This is a genomic window from Pseudomonas putida, assembly GCF_002025705.1.
In the GTDB taxonomy this organism is placed as follows: Bacteria; Pseudomonadota; Gammaproteobacteria; order Pseudomonadales; family Pseudomonadaceae; genus Aquipseudomonas; species Aquipseudomonas putida_J.
On sequence record NZ_CP018846.1, the window covers coordinates 4,177,691 to 4,196,665 of the forward strand.

An 18,975-nucleotide genomic window follows, 5' to 3' on the forward strand; every position below is an offset into this window, starting at 1 on the left:
TACCGGGCCTCAAAAAAACCATCCAACATGAAGGGGCAGATGACTAGACCAGCCGCCCCTTCATCTCAAAGTCCCTGCTCTGCGAACGGCACGGCCAGCGCCAGGGCCTGGTCCAGTGCAGCGACGTCGACGCCACCACCCTGGGCCATGTCCGGACGGCCACCGCCCTTGCCACCCACTGCCGCAGCGGCTTGTTTCATCAGGTCACCAGCCTTGAGTTGGCTGGAGAGGTCTTTGGTCACGCCGGCCACCAGCACGACCTTGCCCTCATGCTCGCTGCCCAGCAGGATCACTGCGTGGCCGAGCTTGTTCTTCAGCTGATCGACCAGGGCCAGCAGGGCCTTGCCATCCTGCCCATCCAGGCGGGCAGCAAGCACCTTGGCGCCCTTGACCTCAACGGCCGCATTGGAGAGATCGTCCCCGGCGGCGCTGGCGGCCTTGGCCTGCAGCTGCTCGAGCTGCTTTTCCAGCTGGCGGTTGCGCTCAAGCACAGCCGACAGCTTGTCGATCAGGTTGTCACGGTTGCCCTTGACCAGCTGCGCGGCTTCCTTGACCTGCTCTTCGGCAGCGTTCAGGTAGGCCAGTGCAGCGGCACCGGTAACCGCTTCGATACGGCGTACGCCCGAGGCCACGCCGCCTTCGCTGATGATCTTGAACAGGCTGATATCGCCGGTGCGCTTGGCGTGGATACCACCGCACAGCTCGACGGAGAAGTCGCCGCCCATGCTCAGCACGCGCACGGTATCACCGTACTTCTCGCCGAACAGGGCCATGGCACCCTTGGCCTTGGCGGTTTCGATATCGGTCAGCTCGGTTTCAACCGGGGTGTTCTTGCGCACTTCACGGTTGACGATGTCTTCCAGGGCCTTGATCTGCGCAGGCGTTACCGCTTCGAAGTGGCTGAAGTCGAAACGCAGGCGCTGGCTGTCGACCAGCGAGCCCTTCTGCTGCACGTGCTCACCCAGGACCTGGCGCAGCGCTTCGTGCAGCAGGTGAGTGGCCGAGTGGTTCAGCGAGGTGGCGTGCTGCACGTCGGCATCGACCTTGGCCTCGACTGGCGAGCCGATGACCAGTGCACCGCTGGCGACCACGCCGTGGTGCAGGAAGGCACCGCCGGTCTTGGTGGTGTCGCGCACGTCGAAGCGTGCAGCGCCGGCCTGCAGGAAGCCGCTGTCACCAACCTGGCCGCCGGATTCGGCGTAGAACGGCGTGCGATCGAGGACCACGACGCCCTGCTCGCCTTCACCCAGCTGATCGACGGACTGGCCGTCCTTGTACAGGGCGATGATCTTGCCCTGGCCTTCGGTGGCGTCATAACCGAGGAACTCGGTGGCGCTGTCGACCTTGACCAGGCTGTTGTAATCCATGCCGAAGCTGCTGGCGGAACGGGCACGCTCGCGCTGGGCTTCCATTTCACGCTCGAAGCCGGCTTCGTCGATGGTCAGCTCGCGCTCACGGGCGATGTCGGCGGTGAGGTCCATCGGGAAGCCGTAGGTGTCGTACAGCTTGAACACCACGTCGCCCGGGACCACGTCGCCCTTGAGCTGCGCCAGGTCCTGCTCGAGGATGCGCAGGCCCTGCTCCAGGGTCTTGGCGAACTGCTCTTCTTCAGCCTTGAGCACACGCTCGATGTGCGCCTGCTGGTTCTTCAGCTCAGGGAAGGCCTCGCCCATCTCGGCGGCCAGGGCAGCGACGATCTGGTAGAAGAAGCTGCCCTTGGCGCCCAGCTTGTTGCCGTGGCGGCAAGCGCGGCGAATGATGCGGCGCAGGACGTAGCCACGGCCTTCGTTGGACGGCAGCACGCCGTCCGCAATCAGGAAACCGCAGGAACGGATGTGGTCGGCAACCACTTTCAGCGATGCCTGACCGTCATTGCTGCAACCGATGGCCTTGGCCGCGGCAGACAACAGGTTCTGGAACAGGTCGATCTCGTAGTTGGAGTGCACGTGCTGCATGACCGCACTGATGCGCTCCAGGCCCATGCCGGTATCTACCGACGGTGCTGGCAGCGGGTGCAGCACGCCATCGGCAGTGCGGTTGAACTGCATGAAGACGTTGTTCCAGATCTCGATGTAGCGATCGCCGTCTTCTTCCGGCGAGCCGGGTGGGCCGCCCCAGATGTCGGCGCCGTGGTCGTAGAAGATCTCGGTGCACGGGCCGCACGGGCCGGTGTCGCCCATGGTCCAGAAGTTGTCGGAGGCGTATGGGGCGCCTTTGTTGTCGCCGATGCGCACCATGCGCTCGGCCGGCACGCCGACTTCCTTGGTCCAGATGTCGTAGGCTTCGTCGTCAGAGGCGTAGACGGTGACCCAGAGCTTTTCCTTGGGCAGGTTCAGCCACTGGTCGGAGGTCAGGAAGGTCCAGGCGAAGGTGATTGCGTCGCGCTTGAAGTAGTCACCGAAGCTGAAGTTGCCCAGCATTTCGAAGAAGGTGTGGTGACGCGCGGTATAGCCGACGTTTTCCAAGTCGTTGTGCTTGCCACCGGCACGCACGCACTTCTGGCTGCTGACTGCGCGGGTGTAGGCACGCTTCTCGGCACCGAGGAAGCAGTCCTTGAACTGGTTCATGCCAGCGTTGGTGAACAGCAGGGTCGGGTCGTTGTTCGGGATCAGCGAACTGGAGGCGACTCGGGTATGGCCCTGCTCTTCGAAGAAGCGAAGGAAGGCTTCACGGATTTCTGCGCTTTTCATAGGTTCTTCCACGGAAACGGCGGCCCTTGGGGGCAAACACGTCGACGAAACGACGGCAAAGGGCCGCATTATATCGGTCCTGCAAGCAAGGTGCAGTGTGTTTATGCGTTAGAAAACGTCGTTTGGACGGGTTTTGAGACGCTTGCAAACGAAAATGGCATGACCGGATGCTAAATGCTGCCTTTCGCCACTGGCAAGTCCATTACCGCTCAAGGGAAGGAGAAATGGAACAGACGGTGAGTTAAAAGGTTTTCATCTGGGGCCAGCAGGCACCAGCCGGGCGATCAGCAGGCCCACGTAACACCACTGCTGCTTGTCATGGGCTAGATGTATAGCGCCTTGCGTACCCCGCAACGACCTAGTCTGGCCGCCCCACTTACGAAAGGCCATGCCCATGACAACCTCAACAACCCCACAAATTGTGCTCGGCAACGAGAAAGGCAAGGCGGTCGCATTCGGCGAACTGGACGAGGCGATTGGCTATGACGACCTGGCTTCGTCAGAGCTGACCCAGTCGCGGGTCTACTTTAACTACGAACTGTTCGACCTGCATCGCGAGCCGAACATCCACATTCAGCGCCGGCTGATTGAAGCGATGGACGACAACGTGGTCGTCGGCCGCACTGATGAAATACTGATCTGGCTGAACACCATCGACGTGAAGCTGAACCACGACAGTGACCTTGAGCTGGAAGTCGCGGGCAAGTCCTTCGCGATCCGACAAAGCTCCGCAGATCAGCGCCTGCACTTGCTGTTTTCAGGAGCAGAGGCTCCAGCAGGTATTACCGAAAGCATTACCGTCCCCTTGTACGTGGATGGTAACGCAAGCCCGGACCGGCGATTCGAAGTCACGGCGATCGACCACCTGTTCCTTTACGGCACACCACAGTTCCAGGCCCGCGTGCTTGAGCAACTGGCGCTGCTGCCTGGTTATCCGGCGCTCAACCGACAACTGCAAATGGCGCGCAAACAGTTCGCCAGCGTGCCCGATATCGTGATCATGCAGTGCCACGCCGGCCCAACGCAGCTAGGCCCTGGGTTCGATCTGCAGCGAGTGATCCCCGCCAAATATGCCCACCTGCTGCCCGGCCACTACACCGTGATTCTTTACGACCCTTACAGCGCAGAGGGCCTCGATGGCCTGACCACGCTGGCAAGGATGCTGCAACAGGCGTATGAGGCCCTCGCCCCGGACATGCTCGTGCCGACGCCAGCCGATTGATGATCAGGCCAGACCGCGCCCCGTGTCCGGCACGATGAGAATCCCCGCCCTGAGGCCATTCTTGACCCTGGGGTTGGGGAAAATGATCCGCGCCCCCTCCTCCTCGACCACCCAGCGCATCTCTGCCAGGTCCTCGGCCAGCAGGTAACCCTTGCTCAGCTCGGAGAAGTTCTCGATGTCCGCCGGCAGGTGCAGGTGGAAGCTGTCACTGTGCTTGATGATCTCGCGCGCTACGCTGAACAGCTTCAGGCCATCCAGCGAGCCGTCGATCTCGGGCTCGGTATCCTCAATGATACGAATCAGGCGCTCTTCGAGCCTGTCGAGGTTGACCTGCTCGTTCTGCCCGAACGGCCGGGCCTTGCCGAGTTCCAGGGTAAATGCCTCGGCATCCAGCTGTTCGTAGGTGAAGGCACTGAAGGTGATCGACGACTTGCTCTGCAGCAGCACCGCCTCCATGCCGGCTGCCGCCAGGCGGGCCAGCTCGCGACGGGAATGCTTGCGCCCCTCTTTATAAGGGTACAGGGCAAATTGCTCGATCTTCGAGCCGCGGATGGCAGTATGCAGGTCGTAGTGCAGGCGGGTGCGTTCCGGCTTGCTGAAGAATACCCGAGCGAACTGCTCCAGCTCGGCCGCACGCAATGCCTCGAAACCACTGGAGAGCTCGTGGCGACCGTTGAACAGGCGGTTGATATCCTGCTCGACGAAACGCTCGCCCTTGCGGATGGCTACCGGGTTACCGAACAGGAACAGTATGCGCGCGCGCGGCTTGACCTTGCCATTGGCAACGCCATGCAGCAGCCTTTCGAGCAGTTCGATCGGTGCCGTCTCGTTGCCGTGTATGCCGGCCGACAGCAGCAGGTCCAGCCCACAATCCTCGCCTTCAGGTGGGCGCACCTCCAGTGCGCCCTCCCCCAGCCAGCGCAACCGCACGCCCTTGGGTGTCACTTGAGTCTTCTCGGCCGGCTCGTGATCGGTCAGGGTCAGCTCGAGCAATTTGCCAAGGGCGAGCATAGGCGCTTCCTTAGTGGTGGTGGCCGCAGTCGGGGCCATGGACGTGATCGTCATCTTCGCCAACCTCTGCCGGCTCCATTTCCAGCTGCAGGCTGACCAGGTTGGTGGCCATCGGGCGCAGCAGCAGGTTGGCGTATTCAGCATCGCCTTCCTCGACATCCACGCCGATCAGCAGCTGGCCACGGCCATCTTGCTGAACCCACACTTCCTTGCCTTGCCAGACAATGGCAAAACGGGTGCAGGAGGTTTCCAGCTGGGTGCCGTCTACATCTTCGAGGATCAGGCGCAGGGCGTCGGTCATTGCAAATTCTCTCTTCAAGGTTGGCGTTGGAACGGGTACACCGAGCCCAACTTCAGGATCTGGGTCAATTCATCCAGCGCGGTACGGCATTCCAGCAGCAGCTGCGGGTCGGCAAGGTCGGCTTCGCCAAGGCGATCGCGGTAGTGCTTGTCGACCCACTGCACCAGGGTGTCGTACAGCGGGGCGGTCATGATAACGCCTGGATTGACCGCCGCCAGTTCCGATTCCTTCAATGCCACGCGCAAACGCAGGCAAGCCGGGCCACCGCCGTTCTGCATGCTCTGCTTGAGGTCGAACACCTTGACCTCCTTCACCGCACCACCCTGGGCGGTCAGCTGGCCGAGGTAGGCCCAGACCCGCTCGTTGTTGCGGCACTCTTCCGGCACCACCAGCAGCATCGAACCATCGTCACGGCTGAGCAGCTGGCTGTTGAACAGGTAGGAACGCACCGCATCCTCTACCGCTACCGCCGCGCGTGGCACACGGATGGCCTGGAAGTTGCCACCCTTGCTGGCCAGTTTAGCCTGCAGTTGACCAAGCACCGCGTCAGTCTCGAGGAAAGCGTCCTCGTGGTAGAACAGTACTTCACCGTTACCGACCGAAATCACATCGTTGTGGAACACGCCCTGGTCGATTACCGCAGGGTTCTGTTGAGCGTAGACCACACCGTCATCGCTCAGCCCATGCAGCCTGGCCACGGCCTGCGAGGCCTCCAGGGTCTGCCGCGCCGGGTACTTCTGCGGTGCCGGGTAACGGCTGTCGAAGGCACTGCGGCCATAAACGAAGAACTCCACCCCGGCTTCGCCGTATTCACGGCAGAAGCGCGTGTGGTTGGCCGCGCCCTCGTCACCGAACTGTGCCACGGCAGGCAGTGCTTCGTGGTGGGCAAAGTGTTTCTCGTTGTTGAACATCGCCGCCAGCACGCGGCTGGTGGTCGGGTGCTCGATGCTGCGGTGGTACTTGCAGTTGAGGTTGGCGGCGGTGAAGTGCACGCGGCCATCGGCGGTGTCGGCACTCGGGCTGACAGTGGCGGCATTGGCCACCCACATGCTCGAGGCCGAGCAACTGGCGACCAGCAACGGCATGGCCTCCTTGGCGGCACGCTGGATCACCTCGGCATCGCTGCCGCCGAAGCCCAGGCGGCGCAGGGCGGCCACGTCAGGGCGCTCCTGTGGCGCCAGCACACCCTGCTTGAAGCCCATGTCGGCCAGCGCTTTCATTTTGGCCAGGCCCTGGCGCGCAGCTTCACGCGGGTTGGAGCCTTGCTGGCTGTTGCTTTGCGAAGCCACGTTACCGTAGGACAGGCCGCCGTAGTTGTGGGTAGGCCCCACCAGGCCATCAAAATTCACTTCATAGGATTTCATCGGCTAGGCTCCGTGACCTGTTGTTATAGGGTGACGCCCGGCGTCAGGGTCGCCGGCAAGGCAAGGCTGGCGGTCTCCAGCGAAGCTACGGGGTAAGCGCAGTAATCGGCTGCGTAATAGGCGCTGGCACGGTGGTTGCCACTGGCGCCCACACCGCCGAACGGTGCACTGCTGGCAGCGCCGGTCAGCTGCTTGTTCCAGTTGACGATGCCGGCGCGGCTGCGCAGCCAGAAGTACTGGTAGCGGGCACGGGAATCGGACAACAGGCCAGCAGCCAGGCCGTACTGGGTGTTGTTGGCCTCGTCGATGGCAGCATCGAAATCGGCGTAGCGGATCACTTGCAGCAGCGGGCCGAAGAACTCTTCGTCCGGGCGTTCGGCCACGGCGGTGACATCGAGAATGCCAGGCGTCAGCAGCGCGGCGTCGGCCTGGGGCTGGGTCATTGCCAACAGTTTCACGGCGCCCTTGGCCAGCAGTTCGGCCTGGGCTGCGATCAGTGCCTGCGCCGCCTGCAAGGAGATCACCGAGCCCATGAATGGCGCCGGCTGCTGATCGAAAGCACCGACCGTAATGCTCTGGCACACCTCGACCAGCCGGGCGACCAGCGCATCACCCCAGGGCCCCTGCGGCACCAGCAGGCGGCGCGCACAAGTGCAGCGCTGGCCGGCAGAGATGAACGCCGACTGGATGATGGTATACACCGCGGCGTCGAGGTCCTTGACCTCATCTACCACCAGCGGGTTGTTGCCGCCCATTTCCAGGGCGAGGATCTTGTCCGGGCGCCCGGCAAACTGTTGGTGCAGCAAGTTGCCGGTGCGACTGGAACCGGTGAAGAACAGGCCGTCGATACCCGGGTTGGCAGCCAGTGCCACGCCAGTTTCACGCGCCCCCTGAACCAGGTTGAGCACACCGGCCGGCAGGCCCGCGGCGATCCAGCAATTGACCGTCAGCTCGGCGACCTTGGGGGTCAGCTCACTGGGCTTGAACACCACGCAGTTACCTGCCAGCAGCGCCGGGACGATATGGCCATTGGGCAAGTGCCCGGGGAAGTTGTAGGGGCCGAACACCGCCACCACACCATGGGGCTTGTGCCGCAGCACGGCCGTGGCATCGGCCAGCGGGCCGCTCTTCTCGCCAGTGCGCTCGCGGTAGCTCTGCACCGAAATCGCCACCTTGTTGACCATGCTGGTCACTTCCGTGGCCGATTCCCACAACGGCTTGCCAGTTTCCTCACCGATGCAGTGTGCCAACGCCTCGGCATGTTGCTTCAGTTGCTCGGCGAATTTCTCCAGCACGTCGATACGCGCTTCCAGGCTCAGCTGCGCCCAGGCCGGGAATGCCTGGCGGGCAGCCTTGATGGCTGCGTCGACCTGGCCGGCATCGGCGCCCTGCCCTTGCCAGACAACCGCCTGAGTCACCGGATTGAGTGACTGCAGGGCTTTGCCCTTGCCAGCCAGCCAGTTGCCTGCGATGTAATGCGTGGTCATTTACTGGGCCTCCCGGCTTGCCGACAGCGGCACGGCGCGCACATTGTCGCCGGCGCCCATGCGCAGGCGCTTGGCGGTCTGCGGGTCGACCACCAGGGTGCCGGCGGCCAGGCGAGCGGGCGCAGCGGTGATGCGGCAATCGTCGCGCTTGCGGTTGTGGATGATGTAAGGGGTAGCGTCATCGCCTGGCGTGCCCACGGCCAGCACCAGGGTCTCGCTGTCGCGCACGGCGCGGATCTTCGAGGTCTCGCATTCGATGGCCGGGCCGGCGTCGAAGATATCGACGTAGCCCTGGTAGCTGAAGCCTTCCTGCTTGAGCATCGCCAGCGCAGGCTCGGTGTCGGTGTGTACGCGGCCGATGACATTGCGCGCAGCTTCGGACAGGAAGCAGGTGTAAAGCGGAAACTTGGGCATCAGCTCGGCGATGAACGACTTGTTGCCCACCCCGGTGAGGTAGTCGGCCTGGCTGAACTCCATCTTGAAGAAGTGCCGACCCAGGCTTTCCCAGAACGGCGAACGGCCCTGCTCATCGGACATGCCGCGCATTTCAGCGATGATCTTGTTACCGAACAGTTCAGGGAACTCTGCAATGAACAGCATGCGCGCACGCGACAGCAAGCGGCCGTTGAGCCCGGAGCGATAGTCGCTGCGCAGGAACAGCGAGCACAGTTCGGAATTGCCGGTCAGGTCGTTGGCCAGGAACAGCGTGGGGATTTCGCGATAGATCTTCAGCTCCTGAGAGGCGCTGACCGTCAGGCCGACCCGGTAGTTGTACCAGGGCTCCCGCAGGCCCACGGCCCCGGCGATGGCACTGATGCCGACCACCAGGCCTTCATCGTTCTCAAGCACGAACAGGTAATCGGTGTCGCCACGCTCGGCTTCGCCACGGAAGCTCTTCTCGGCCCAGCCGACACGGTGGCCAAGGCGCTCCTCGTTGGCTGGCAGGGTGGTCAGCCCGGTGGTACCGGTACTGCGGGCCAACTCGATCAGCGCGGGTAAATCGCTGCTGCGTACAGGACGAACGATCATGCTATCTCCTTGTGCGGCGGCCTGTGCCTGCCGCATGACTCTCTATACCTGCCTGCTGTTGCGGTTTGCGTGCGTTCGCTCAGGCGGCGACCAGGCGCACGCTGGCGCCTTCGCCTACCCCCAGAGCCTCGGCCGCCTTGCTGCTCAGGCTGACCGGCTTGCCCGGCACCCAGTCCAGCTCCAGCAACACTGCGCGGTAGTCCTGCAACTGGCCGTTGCACACCAGGTACGGGCGCCCGCCCTTGACCGGGGTATCGTCCACCTTGACCGGCACCACGCGGCTCTGGGCGATCGAGCGGATGCCCGAGGCACGCGCGTGCAGGGTCGGCCCGCCATCGAAGATGTCGATGTAGTGCTCGGTCTCGAAGCCTTCGCGCATGAGGATGTCAAAGGTGATCTGCGCCCGCGGGTGCACCTGGCCCATGGCTTCCTGGGCCTCGTCGGGCAGCAGCGGCACGTAGATCGGGTAATGCGGCATCAGTTCGGCGAGGAAGGTGCGGCTCTTCAGGCCGCACAGGCGCTCGGCGTGGGCATAGTTGAGGTCGAAGAAGTTGCGACCGATGGCGTCCCAGAACGGCGACTCGCCCTGCTCGTCGCTGTAGCCGACGATTTCGGTGACCACCGAATCGGCGAAGCGCTCCGGGTGCGAGGCCATGAACAACAGGCGGCCACGGGAGTTTAGCTCGGCCCAACCACTGTTCACCAGTTCCGGCAACACATAGAAACTGGTCAGCAGGCTGTTGCCGGTGAGGTCGTGGCACAGCGACAGGACATGGATCTTGTTGTGGATCTTCAGCTCGCGCGAGGCGTGCACGAAGGTCTCGTTGCGAAAGCTGTAGAACGGCTCGGAGTAGCCGGCCGAGGCGACAATGGCCGAGCAGCCGGCAAGCTTGCCGGTGTCGCTGTCTTCAAGTACGAAAAAGTAGCTCTCTTCACCGTTGAAACTGACTTCAGCAGCGAAGGAGGTTTCCGACGCGGCAATCTTGTCGCCCAGGCGGGCGGCATCGTCCGGCAGCGAGGTGACACCAACGGGGCTGTCGGCAGCCATGCGCTGCACTTCGTTCAGATCAGCCATTTGCGCGGGGCGCATCACCAGCATGGTGTCACTCCTTTGGAAAAACGGGCCATCCAGGACGGCACGGAAAAACGGCGGGCGCAACGGCACCCGCACTGGAATTCGAGCTTCACCGACCCCCGACGGATCGGTGAAGCGACCGCAGGCTGATCAGCCCTTGGTCAGTTGCGCCACAGCGCGCTCGAAGCGGTTCAGGCCTTCGTCGATATCGGCATCTTCCACCACCAGGCTTGGCGCGAAACGAACCACATCAGGGCCGGCCTGCAGCACCATCACGCCTTCTTTTTCAGCGGCGTTGAGCACGTCCTTGGCCTTGCCCTGCCAGGCTTCGGTCAGTACGCAGCCGATCAGCAGGCCGACGCCACGCACCTGGCTGAACAGGCCGTACTGCTGGCCGATCTTCTCCAGGCGGGACTTGAAGCGCTCGTGCTTGGCCTTGATGCCGGCCAGGGTCTGCGGGGTGTTGATCACATCCAGCACGGCGCAGGCAACGGCGCAGCCCAGCGGGTTGCCGCCGTAGGTGGTGCCGTGGGTGCCGACGGCCAGGTGCTTGGCGATGTCGGTGGTGGTCAGCATGGCGCCAATCGGGAAACCACCGCCCAGGCTCTTGGCGCTGGTCAGGATGTCCGGGGTCACACCGTAGTGCTGGTAGGCGTACAACGAGCCGGTACGGCCAACGCCAGTCTGCACTTCATCAAAGATCAGCAGGGCATTGTGTTCGTCACACAGCTTGCGGGCACCTTCCAGGTAAGCCTTGTCGGCCGGTACCACACCACTCTCGCCCTGGATCGGTTCGATCACCACGGCGCAGGTCTTGTCGGAAATCTGTGCCTTCAGCGCTTCCAGGTCGTTGTAGGGCACGTGGCTGATGCCGGTAATCTTCGGGCCGAAGCCGTCGGAGTACTTCGGCTGGCCACCGACGCTGACGGTGAACAGGGTGCGACCGTGGAAGCTGTTCACGGTGGCGATGATTTCGTGCTTCTCAGGGCCGAAGCGGTCATGGGCGACGCGACGGGCCAGCTTGAAGGCGGCTTCGTTGGACTCGGCGCCGGAGTTGCAGAAGAACGCACGGTCGGCAAAGGTGGCGTCGACCAGCTTGTGCGCCAGGCGCAGGGCCGGCTCGTTGGTGAAGACGTTGGATACGTGCCAGAGGGTATTGGCCTGTTCGGTCAGGGCCTTGACCAGTGCCGGGTGGCAGTGGCCCAGGGCGTTCACCGCGATGCCGCCGGCAAAGTCGATGAGCTCACGGCCCGACTGGTCCCAGACGCGGGAACCCTCGCCTCGTACAGGAATGAAGGCCGCCGGAGAATAATTGGGAACCATGACCTGGTCGAAATCGGCACGTTGCACCGGGGCTTGCTCAACGGACATCTGAGTCTCCTGAAGAGGAACGCTGGCCTGGAAGTGGCGAGCGATGGGGGGATTGTAAGGACTGATCCGCGCCTGTCCTTGCGGCCAAGCGACAACTTGTTACAGCGCAAAACCCAGTTTTACCAAGGCTTTCGGCAATGCGACAAACACTGTCGCAATCGCGCAGTGTACGGGAGAGAGGGGGCTGGGTGAACGGGTGTGCACAGGCAAATGGATGTAGCAGCGGATGCAAGGCGTGATTGGTGTGTAGTGGCGAAAATCGAGCGCCGCCCGCGCGGCGCATCGCGGATGAATCCGCTCCTACATTTGTTGCAACGTGGCCATGCCTGCGAGGCCATGATTGTCAGCCGATTTGCACGGCTCAAGACCTGCGCCAGGGCTGGCGACCATGGCATTACAGGTTCGGCACGTTACAACAAATGTAGGAGCGGATTCATCCGCGATGCGCCGCGCGGGCGGCGCTCGATTTCAGCACCACCCTCAAACCCAAGGCATGCACCCCGCCCCCACCCGAAACCTCAGCACTTTTCGGCCGGCGCCGAGCTCAGTTCGAACGGGCTGCTGCTGCGCCGCTGGTTGCGGTCTTCCCGCGGCGTGGCGCCAAAGAAGTTGCGATAGGCACTAGAGAAATGCGGCCCCGAGGAGAAGCCACAGGACAACCCGATCTGGATGATCGACTTGCTGGTCTGCATCAGCATCTGCCGCGCCTTGTTCAGCCGCAGCTCCAGGTAATACTGGCTCGGCACGCGGTTGAGGTACTGCTTGAAGATCCGCTCCAGCTGCCGGCGAGAGACGCAGACATGCTGGGCAATTTCATCAGTGGTCAGCGGCTCTTCGATGTTCGCTTCCATCAACAGCACGGCCTGGGTCAGCTTCGGATGGCTCGAACCAAGGCGGTTCTGCAGCGGAATGCGCTGGCGCTCGCCACCTTCGCGAATGCGCTCGACCACCAGCTCCTCGGACACCGCCCCGGCAAGCTCAGCCCCATGATCGCGGGCCAGCACCGCCAGCAACAGGTCGGTCACCGCCATGCCACCACAGGCCGTCAGGCGATCACGATCCCAGTCGAACAGGTGGCTGGTGGCAATCACCTTGGGGAAACGCTCGGCGAAATCATCCTGCCAGCGCCAGTGCACCGCCGCACGGTAGCCATCAAGCAAACCAAGCATGGCCAGCGGATACACACCAGCGGACAGACCACCGATCATGCAGCCACTGCGCGCCAGCTGCTTGAGCGCCGCCGACAGCGCCGAACCCACCGCCTGGGGCAAGTCGTCTGCCAACAGGAAGAGCTTGTGACAGCCCTCCAGGCGCCCATTCCACGGCTCGCCCGGCAGGCGCCAGGCGCCCTCCTCGACCGGCTCCGCCTGGAGAAAGGCGATCTCGTAGACCACCTCCGGATGCACCCGCTGGGCCACCTGCAACACTTCCTCCGCCAGCGCCAAGGTCAAAGGCTTGGTGCTTGGCCAGATGAGAAAACCGATTCGCTGGGTGGTCATAGGGTGCGGTCCGAAACCTGGGTTCGTTCGAGTCAGTGGCGCCGGGTCAGGCTGCGCTCGCTGCGCAGCATGCCCTATTCTGGTGCAAATATGCAGCCTTTTACTTCAAGCTGCCGGAGAGGAACTGCTTGAGCCGCTCCGATTGCGGGTTGGCCAGCACTTCACGCGGGCAACCGGTCTCTTCGACCAGGCCTTTGTGCAGGAACACCAGCTGGTTCGACACTTCGCGGGCAAAGCCCATTTCGTGGGTCACCACCACCATGGTACGGCCTTCCTGGGCCAGGGCCTGCATGACCTTGAGCACATCACCCACCAGCTCGGGGTCGAGCGCCGAAGTCGGCTCGTCGAACAGCATGACCTCCGGCTCCATGGCCAGGGCCCGGGCAATGGCCACACGCTGCTGCTCACCGCCAGACATGTGCCCGGGGAAGGCGTCCTTGCGGTGCGCCACACCGACCTTGGCCAGGTAATGTTCGGCCTTCTCCAGGGCTTCCTTCTTGCTCACCCCGAGAACGTGCACTGGCGCTTCGATGATGTTCTCCAGCGCGGTCATGTGCGACCACAGGTTGAAATGCTGGAACACCATCGACAGGCGCGAGCGCATGCGCTGCAGCTGGCGCGGGTCGGAGGCCTTGAGCGCGCCGTCCTTGCCGGGCTGAAGCTTCAGCTCTTCGTTGTTGAGCAGGATCTTCCCTGCATGGGGCTGCTCCAGCAGGTTGATGCAGCGCAGGAAGGTCGACTTGCCCGAACCGCTGGAGCCGATGATGCTGATCACGTCGCCGGCCTTGGCCGCCAGGGAAACGCCCTTGAGCACTTCATGGCTGCCGTAGCGCTTGTGCAGGTCTTGGACTTCGAGTTTGTACATACTGTCGGTTCTCACAGAGCGTTCAGTGCTTGCGCGGCGCCAGGTAGCCGAGCCAGCGGCGTTCGGCCATCTTGAACAGGCGCACGAGGATGAAGGTCAGGCACAGGTAGAACACGCCCGCCGTGATGTAGGCCTCGAAAGGCAGGTAGTACTGGGCATTGACCGTGCGCGCTGCACCGGTGATGTCGATCAGGGTCACGATCGACGCCAGGCTGGTGGTCTGCAGCATCATGATCACTTCGTTGCTGTACTGCGGCAGCGCCCGGCGCAGGGCCGACGGCAGCAGGATGCGGCGGTACATCTTCATGCGTGACATGCCCATGGCCTTGGCCGCCTCGATCTCGCCATGGGGCGTGGCCTTGAGGCTGCCGGCGATGATTTCGGCGGTGTAGGCGCTGGTGTTGATGGCAAAGGCCAGGCAGGCGCAGAAGGTTGCGCTGGACAGCCACGGCCAGAAGATGCTCTCGCGCACCGCCTCGAACTGGGCCAGCCCGTAGTAGATCAGGAACAGCTGCACCAGCATCGGCGTGCCACGGATCACATAGGTGTACAGCCAGGCACCCATGTTCACCAGCGGCTGCTTGGATACGCGCATCAGGCCCAGCGGGATGGCCGCCAGCAGGCCGAACAGCAGCGACAGCGCCAGCAGCTTGAGGGTGGTCAGCAGGCCGCCAAGGTACAGCGGCATGGCTTCCCAGACGACGTTGTAGTCGAAGATCATAGTTCAGCCACCTTGACGCCTACCGAGTAGCGGCGCTCGAGATACTTCAGCGCCAGCAGCGAAATACTGGTGATCACCAGGTACAGCGCGGCCACGGCCAGGAAGAAGGTGAAAGGTTCGCGGGTGGCGTCGGCCGCCTGCTTGGCCTTGAACATCATGTCCTGCAGGCCGACCACCGAAATCAGCGCCGTGGCCTTGGTCAGCACCAGCCAGTTGTTGGTGAAGCCCGGGATGGCCAGGCGAATCATCTGCGGCACCTGGATGCGGAAGAACACCTGGCGCGCACTCATGCCATAGGCCACGCCGGCTTCGGCCTGGCCCTTGGGGATACCGAGGAACGCACCACGGAAGGTTTCCGACAGGTACGCGCCAAAAATGAAGCCCAGCGTGCCGATACCGGCCACCAGCGGGTTAAGGTCGATGTAGTCGTCATAGCCGAGCAGCGGCGCCACCCGGTTGATGATGTCCTGGCCGCCGTAGAAGATCAGCAGGATCAGGACCAGGTCGGGGATACCACGGATCACCGTGGAGTACAGATCCCCCAGCCAGGCCAGCCAGCGCACCGGCGACAAACGCAGCGCCACGCCGATCAGGCCGAGGACGATGGCCAGGGCCATCGACGACAGGGCGAGCTGCAGCGTCAGCCACGCCCCGTCGAGGATGACTGCCCCATAGCCTTTCAACATGATTCGGATTCCTCAGGGCTTGGGAATGAAAAATGGTGCAAACCTCAGAGCCTCTGCTGTTTGCACCATTGCACAGGTGAAACTCGATGTCTTAGTTCGAGTCTGGACCGTAGATATCGAAGTTGAAGTACTTCTTCTCGATTTCTTTGTACTTGCCGTTGGCGCGGATGGCGTCGATGGCCTTGTTGATGCGCTCGCGGTTGGCGTCGTCACCCTTGCGCACGGCAATACCGACGCCGTCACCGAAGTACTTCACGTCGGTGAACGATGGGCCGACGAAGGCAAAGCCCTTGCCAGCGTCGGTTTTCAGGAAGCCGTCTTCGAGCAGGGTGGCGTCGGCCACGGTACCGTCCAGGCGGCCGGCGGCAACGTCCAGGTAGATTTCGTTCTGGGTGCCGTAAGGCACCACGGTGGCGCCCTTCGGAGCCAGGACTTCCTTGGCGAAGCGGTCGTGGATCGAGCCGCGCTGCACGCCGATCTTCTTGCCCTTGAGCTCGTCGAGGCTGTCGCTGACGGTGGAGCCTTCCTTCATGACCAGGCGCGCCGGGGTCAGGTAGTAGCGCTTGGTGAAGTCGACCGACTTCTTGCGATCATCGGTGATCGACATGGACGACAGGATGGCGTCGATCTTGCGCACCTTAAGCGCCGGGATCAGGCCGTCGAACTCTTGCTCGACCCAGGTGCACTTGGCCTTCATTTCTTCACACAGGGCATTGCCGATGTCGTAGTCGAAACCGGCGATGCTGCCGTCCGGCTGCTTGAAGGCGAAGGGTGGGTAGGCGGCTTCGATGCCGATCTTCAACGGTTTTTCATCGGCCTGCGATACCAGGGAAAACACGGAAAGCGCGAGGGCGCCAAGCAGTGCGAGCTTCTTCATCAGGTAACTCCATCGGTACGGGGCAATACGAGGCAGGGGTAACAGCTGCCCGATATGCGAATGGGTACAACGCGAGCCGCGCAGGTTTCGACCAAGGTCGCAGACCACGAGCGAGTGAGTGGCATTTTAACGACAGCCCGGTAGTCGATATTTCTTCAAAGCGACAACTACTTACAGAAGCGCTTGAAATCGCGGCGGGCGATGTTGACAGCTTTTGCAAATCATGCAAGAGCTCGAGAGAAATAACCTGTAAGCCAAGCAATTACTGGGCCTATTATTGGCAAAGCCTTGCATTACGGCAAGTGCAGCGTTCCACCTGGCTGTAAATGGCCACCGAGACGCACCAAAACGGCACGGATGTGTTTCCCTGCGCCCCGATCCTGTGCGAAATCGGTGACAGAAGAGTTACCGATGATTGTCGGGTAACAGTAAAGCAAAAACCCCGCCGGTTGCCCTGGCGGGGTTCATACTCGCGGCGCGCCTCTTTGTGGGAGCGGCCTTGTGTCGCGATAGGGCTGCGCAGCGGCCCCAGGATTTTAGCTTCGCAGCCTGTATTGCCGGGGCCGCTGCGCGGCCCTTTCGCGACACAAGGCCGCTCCCACAAGGGGCCGCGGCCAGCCTGGAATCAGGCCGTAGCCAGGCTCATCGCCTTGTGAGTATCGATCAGGTGCTGCACCACACCTGGGTCGGCCAGGGTCGAGATATCACCCAGGGCATCGTATTCGGCCGTGGCGATCTTGCGCAGGATGCGCCGCATGATCTTGCCCGAACGGGTCTTCGGCAGCCCCGGCGCCCACTGGATCACATCCGGCGAGGCAATCGGGCCGATCTCCTTGCGCACCCAGTTCTTCAGCTCCAGGCGCAGCTGCTCGCTCGGCTCGATTCCGGCATTGAGGGTGACATAGACATAGATGCCCTGCCCCTTGATGTCGTGCGGCACGCCGACCACCGCCGCCTCGGCGACCTTGGCGTGGGCGACCATGGCGCTCTCGATCTCGGCGGTACCCATGCGGTGGCCGGACACGTTGAGCACGTCGTCCACGCGGCCGGTGATCCAGTAGTAGCCATCCTCGTCACGACGCGCACCGTCGCCGGTGAAGTACATGCCACGGAAGGTCTTGAAGTAGGTATCGACGAAGCGGTCGTGGTCGCCGTACAGCGAACGCGACTGGCCCGGCCAGGAATCGAGAATCACCAGGTTGCCTTCGGCAGCCCCTTCGATCAGGTTGCCCAGGTTATCCACCAGCGCCGGCACCACACCGAAGAATGGACGGGTCGCCGAGCCCGGCTTGAGTGCCGTGGCACCCGGCAGCGGGCTGATCAGCACACCCCCGGTCTCGGTCTGCCACCAGGTATCGACGATCGGGCAACGCTCTTTGCCGACGGTCTTGTAGTACCAGTTCCAGGCCTCGGGGTTGATCGGCTCGCCGACCGAGCCCAGCAGGCGCAGGCTGGAACCGTCGGCACCGGCAACGGCAGCCTGCCCTTCGGCCATCATGGCGCGGATGGCGGTCGGCGCGGTGTAGAGGATATTGACCTTGTGCTTGTCGACGATCTTCGACACGCGGGTGATGTCCGGGTAATTCGGTACGCCTTCGAACAGCAGCGTAGTTGCGCCGTTGGCCAGCGGGCCATAGACAATGTAGCTGTGGCCGGTGACCCAGCCGACGTCGGCGGTGCACCAGTAGACTTCGCCCGGGCGGTAGTCGAACACGCGCTCATGGGTCAGCGCGGCATACACCAGGTAACCACCGGTGGTGTGCAGCACACCCTTCGGCTTGCCGGTGGAGCCGGAGGTATAAAGGATGAACAGCGGCTCCTCGGCACCCATTTCCTTCGGCGCACAGTGGCTGGAGGCAACCTTCATCAGGTCCTCGTACCAGATGTCGCGATGCTGGTGCCAGGCGATGTCGCCACCGGTGCGCTTGCACACGATGATCTTCTGCACGCTGTTGGTTTCCGGGTTGGTCAGCGCCAGGTCGACGTTGGCCTTGAGCGGCGTGCGACGGCCGCCACGCAGGCCTTCGTCAGCAGTGATCACCACTTTGGACTTGCAGTCGATGATGCGCCCGGCCAAGGCTTCCGGCGAGAAGCCGCCGAACACCACCGAGTGGATGGCACCGATGCGGGCGCAGGCCAGCATGGCCACCACGGCCTCGGGGATCATCGGCATGTAGATGGTCACCACATCGCCACGGTGCACGTCCTGGCCGCGCAGGGCGTTGGCGAACTTGCAGACCTGCTCGTGCAGCTCGCGGTAGGTGATGTTGCGGTGCTCGGAAGGGTCGTCGCCCTCCCAGATGATTGCCAGCTGGTCGCCGCGCTCTTCGAGATGGCGGTCCAGGCAGTTGGAGGAAACGTTGAGAGTGCCGTCGGCAAACCACTTGATATCGACATGGTGGTCGTCGAACGAGGTCTGCTTGACCTTGGTGAAGGGCTTGATCCAGTCCAGACGCTGGGCCTGCTCGCGCCAGAAGCCGTCCGGGTTGATCACCGATTGCTGGTACATGGCCTTGTAGGTGGCCTCGTCGGTCAGGGTAGTGGCCGCAACCTCGGGACGAACGGGATACAGTGGAGCCGCACTCATCTGTGTTACCTCGGTGTAATAGTTGTTTTTGTATGGAATCGTTTGTAACTGTACCAGAGCGGGAAAAACCATACGACGATGGTAGTAGCACGCCCGGCAAATCTTCATGCGCACGGCGCGGGAGGCTCTAGCCCGCAGCCGCCGGCCCGGCAAGGGAAAAACACGAGGGTGCTTGCCAAGGGATTGTTAC

At 62.8% G+C, this 18,975-nt stretch carries 15 protein-coding genes; 1 reads left to right on the forward strand and 14 read right to left on the reverse strand.

The features are described from left to right. Positions 1 to 65: 65 nt before the first annotated feature. Positions 66 to 2,690: an alanine--tRNA ligase gene (gene alaS, locus BUQ73_RS18780; protein ID WP_079229196.1), complete on the reverse strand. Its 2,625-nt coding sequence runs from the start codon at positions 2,688 to 2,690 to the stop codon at positions 66 to 68. Positions 2,691 to 3,078: 388 nt separating this feature from the next. On the opposite strand from alaS, the gene BUQ73_RS18785 reads away from it, so the two are divergent. Beyond that, positions 3,079 to 3,912 (forward strand): hypothetical protein, encoded by an 834-nt coding sequence (locus tag BUQ73_RS18785; protein WP_152031578.1) that lies wholly within the window; start codon positions 3,079 to 3,081, stop codon positions 3,910 to 3,912. Between the two features lie 3 nt (positions 3,913 to 3,915). Here the strand turns inward: BUQ73_RS18785 and astE are convergent, their stop codons facing one another. The 13 genes from astE to acs all read right to left on the reverse strand — a co-directional run bounded on the left by astE (position 3,916) and on the right by acs (position 18,785). Beyond that, positions 3,916 to 4,923 (reverse strand): succinylglutamate desuccinylase, encoded by a 1,008-nt coding sequence (gene astE, locus BUQ73_RS18790; RefSeq protein ID WP_079229198.1) that lies wholly within the window; start codon positions 4,921 to 4,923, stop codon positions 3,916 to 3,918. A gap of 10 nt (positions 4,924 to 4,933) precedes the next feature. Continuing rightward, a complete protein-coding gene (locus tag BUQ73_RS18795) occupies positions 4,934 to 5,224 on the reverse strand; it encodes a hypothetical protein (protein WP_027921097.1) in 291 nt (96 codons plus the stop codon). Between the two features lie 14 nt (positions 5,225 to 5,238). After that, positions 5,239 to 6,588, reverse strand: a complete 1,350-nt coding sequence (astB, locus tag BUQ73_RS18800; protein WP_079229199.1) for an N-succinylarginine dihydrolase — start codon at positions 6,586 to 6,588, stop codon at positions 5,239 to 5,241. 23 nt (positions 6,589 to 6,611) lie between these two features. Beyond that, positions 6,612 to 8,075 carry a succinylglutamate-semialdehyde dehydrogenase gene (gene astD, locus BUQ73_RS18805; protein WP_079229200.1) on the reverse strand — a complete coding sequence of 488 codons (1,464 nt, stop codon included), beginning with the start codon at positions 8,073 to 8,075 and terminating at the stop codon, positions 6,612 to 6,614. Next, the gene (gene astA, locus BUQ73_RS18810) at positions 8,076 to 9,104 is read right to left on the reverse strand and encodes an arginine N-succinyltransferase (RefSeq protein ID WP_079229201.1); all 1,029 of its coding nucleotides are present in this window, start codon (positions 9,102 to 9,104) and stop codon (positions 8,076 to 8,078) included. It lies immediately after the preceding gene. A 79-nt stretch (positions 9,105 to 9,183) separates the two neighbouring features. Then, the gene (aruF, locus tag BUQ73_RS18815; protein WP_027921093.1) at positions 9,184 to 10,203 is read right to left on the reverse strand and encodes an arginine/ornithine succinyltransferase subunit alpha; all 1,020 of its coding nucleotides are present in this window, start codon (positions 10,201 to 10,203) and stop codon (positions 9,184 to 9,186) included. Between the two features lie 126 nt (positions 10,204 to 10,329). Beyond that, the gene (locus BUQ73_RS18820; RefSeq protein WP_079229202.1) at positions 10,330 to 11,550 is read right to left on the reverse strand and encodes an aspartate aminotransferase family protein; all 1,221 of its coding nucleotides are present in this window, start codon (positions 11,548 to 11,550) and stop codon (positions 10,330 to 10,332) included. A gap of 518 nt (positions 11,551 to 12,068) precedes the next feature. Then, positions 12,069 to 13,049 carry a transcriptional regulator ArgR gene (gene argR / locus BUQ73_RS18825; RefSeq protein WP_079229203.1) on the reverse strand — a complete coding sequence of 327 codons (981 nt, stop codon included), beginning with the start codon at positions 13,047 to 13,049 and terminating at the stop codon, positions 12,069 to 12,071. A 100-nt stretch (positions 13,050 to 13,149) separates the two neighbouring features. Next, entirely contained in the window at positions 13,150 to 13,914 is a 765-nt protein-coding gene (locus BUQ73_RS18830; protein WP_027921090.1) for an ABC transporter ATP-binding protein, read from the reverse strand. 22 nt (positions 13,915 to 13,936) lie between these two features. Then, positions 13,937 to 14,635 carry an ABC transporter permease gene (locus tag BUQ73_RS18835; RefSeq protein WP_027921089.1) on the reverse strand — a complete coding sequence of 233 codons (699 nt, stop codon included), beginning with the start codon at positions 14,633 to 14,635 and terminating at the stop codon, positions 13,937 to 13,939. After that, positions 14,632 to 15,321: an ABC transporter permease gene (locus tag BUQ73_RS18840; RefSeq protein WP_027921088.1), complete on the reverse strand. Its 690-nt coding sequence runs from the start codon at positions 15,319 to 15,321 to the stop codon at positions 14,632 to 14,634. Before BUQ73_RS18840 ends, BUQ73_RS18835 begins: the two co-directional genes overlap by 4 nt. A gap of 91 nt (positions 15,322 to 15,412) precedes the next feature. After that, complete coding sequence (locus tag BUQ73_RS18845) at positions 15,413 to 16,198, reverse strand: ABC transporter substrate-binding protein (protein WP_027921087.1); 786 nt, start codon at positions 16,196 to 16,198, stop codon at positions 15,413 to 15,415. A gap of 625 nt (positions 16,199 to 16,823) precedes the next feature. Continuing rightward, positions 16,824 to 18,785, reverse strand: a complete 1,962-nt coding sequence (acs, locus tag BUQ73_RS18855; protein WP_027921086.1) for an acetate--CoA ligase — start codon at positions 18,783 to 18,785, stop codon at positions 16,824 to 16,826. Between the last annotated feature and the right edge of the window lie 190 nt (positions 18,786 to 18,975).

Coding starts and splice junctions, on each gene's coding strand:
- alaS (WP_079229196.1), bottom strand. CDS start 2,690: ATGAAAAGCGCAGAAATCCGTGAAGCCTTCCTTCGCTTCTTCGAAGAG.
- BUQ73_RS18785 (WP_152031578.1), top strand. CDS start 3,079: ATGCCCATGACAACCTCAACAACCCCACAAATTGTGCTCGGCAACGAG.
- astE (WP_079229198.1), bottom strand. CDS start 4,923: ATGCTCGCCCTTGGCAAATTGCTCGAGCTGACCCTGACCGATCACGAG.
- BUQ73_RS18795 (WP_027921097.1), bottom strand. CDS start 5,224: ATGACCGACGCCCTGCGCCTGATCCTCGAAGATGTAGACGGCACCCAG.
- astB (WP_079229199.1), bottom strand. CDS start 6,588: ATGAAATCCTATGAAGTGAATTTTGATGGCCTGGTGGGGCCTACCCAC.
- astD (WP_079229200.1), bottom strand. CDS start 8,075: ATGACCACGCATTACATCGCAGGCAACTGGCTGGCTGGCAAGGGCAAA.
- astA (WP_079229201.1), bottom strand. CDS start 9,104: ATGATCGTTCGTCCTGTACGCAGCAGCGATTTACCCGCGCTGATCGAG.
- aruF (WP_027921093.1), bottom strand. CDS start 10,203: ATGCTGGTGATGCGCCCCGCGCAAATGGCTGATCTGAACGAAGTGCAG.
- BUQ73_RS18820 (WP_079229202.1), bottom strand. CDS start 11,550: ATGTCCGTTGAGCAAGCCCCGGTGCAACGTGCCGATTTCGACCAGGTC.
- argR (WP_079229203.1), bottom strand. CDS start 13,049: ATGACCACCCAGCGAATCGGTTTTCTCATCTGGCCAAGCACCAAGCCT.
- BUQ73_RS18830 (WP_027921090.1), bottom strand. CDS start 13,914: ATGTACAAACTCGAAGTCCAAGACCTGCACAAGCGCTACGGCAGCCAT.
- BUQ73_RS18835 (WP_027921089.1), bottom strand. CDS start 14,635: ATGATCTTCGACTACAACGTCGTCTGGGAAGCCATGCCGCTGTACCTT.
- BUQ73_RS18840 (WP_027921088.1), bottom strand. CDS start 15,321: ATGTTGAAAGGCTATGGGGCAGTCATCCTCGACGGGGCGTGGCTGACG.
- BUQ73_RS18845 (WP_027921087.1), bottom strand. CDS start 16,198: ATGAAGAAGCTCGCACTGCTTGGCGCCCTCGCGCTTTCCGTGTTTTCC.
- acs (WP_027921086.1), bottom strand. CDS start 18,785: ATGAGTGCGGCTCCACTGTATCCCGTTCGTCCCGAGGTTGCGGCCACT.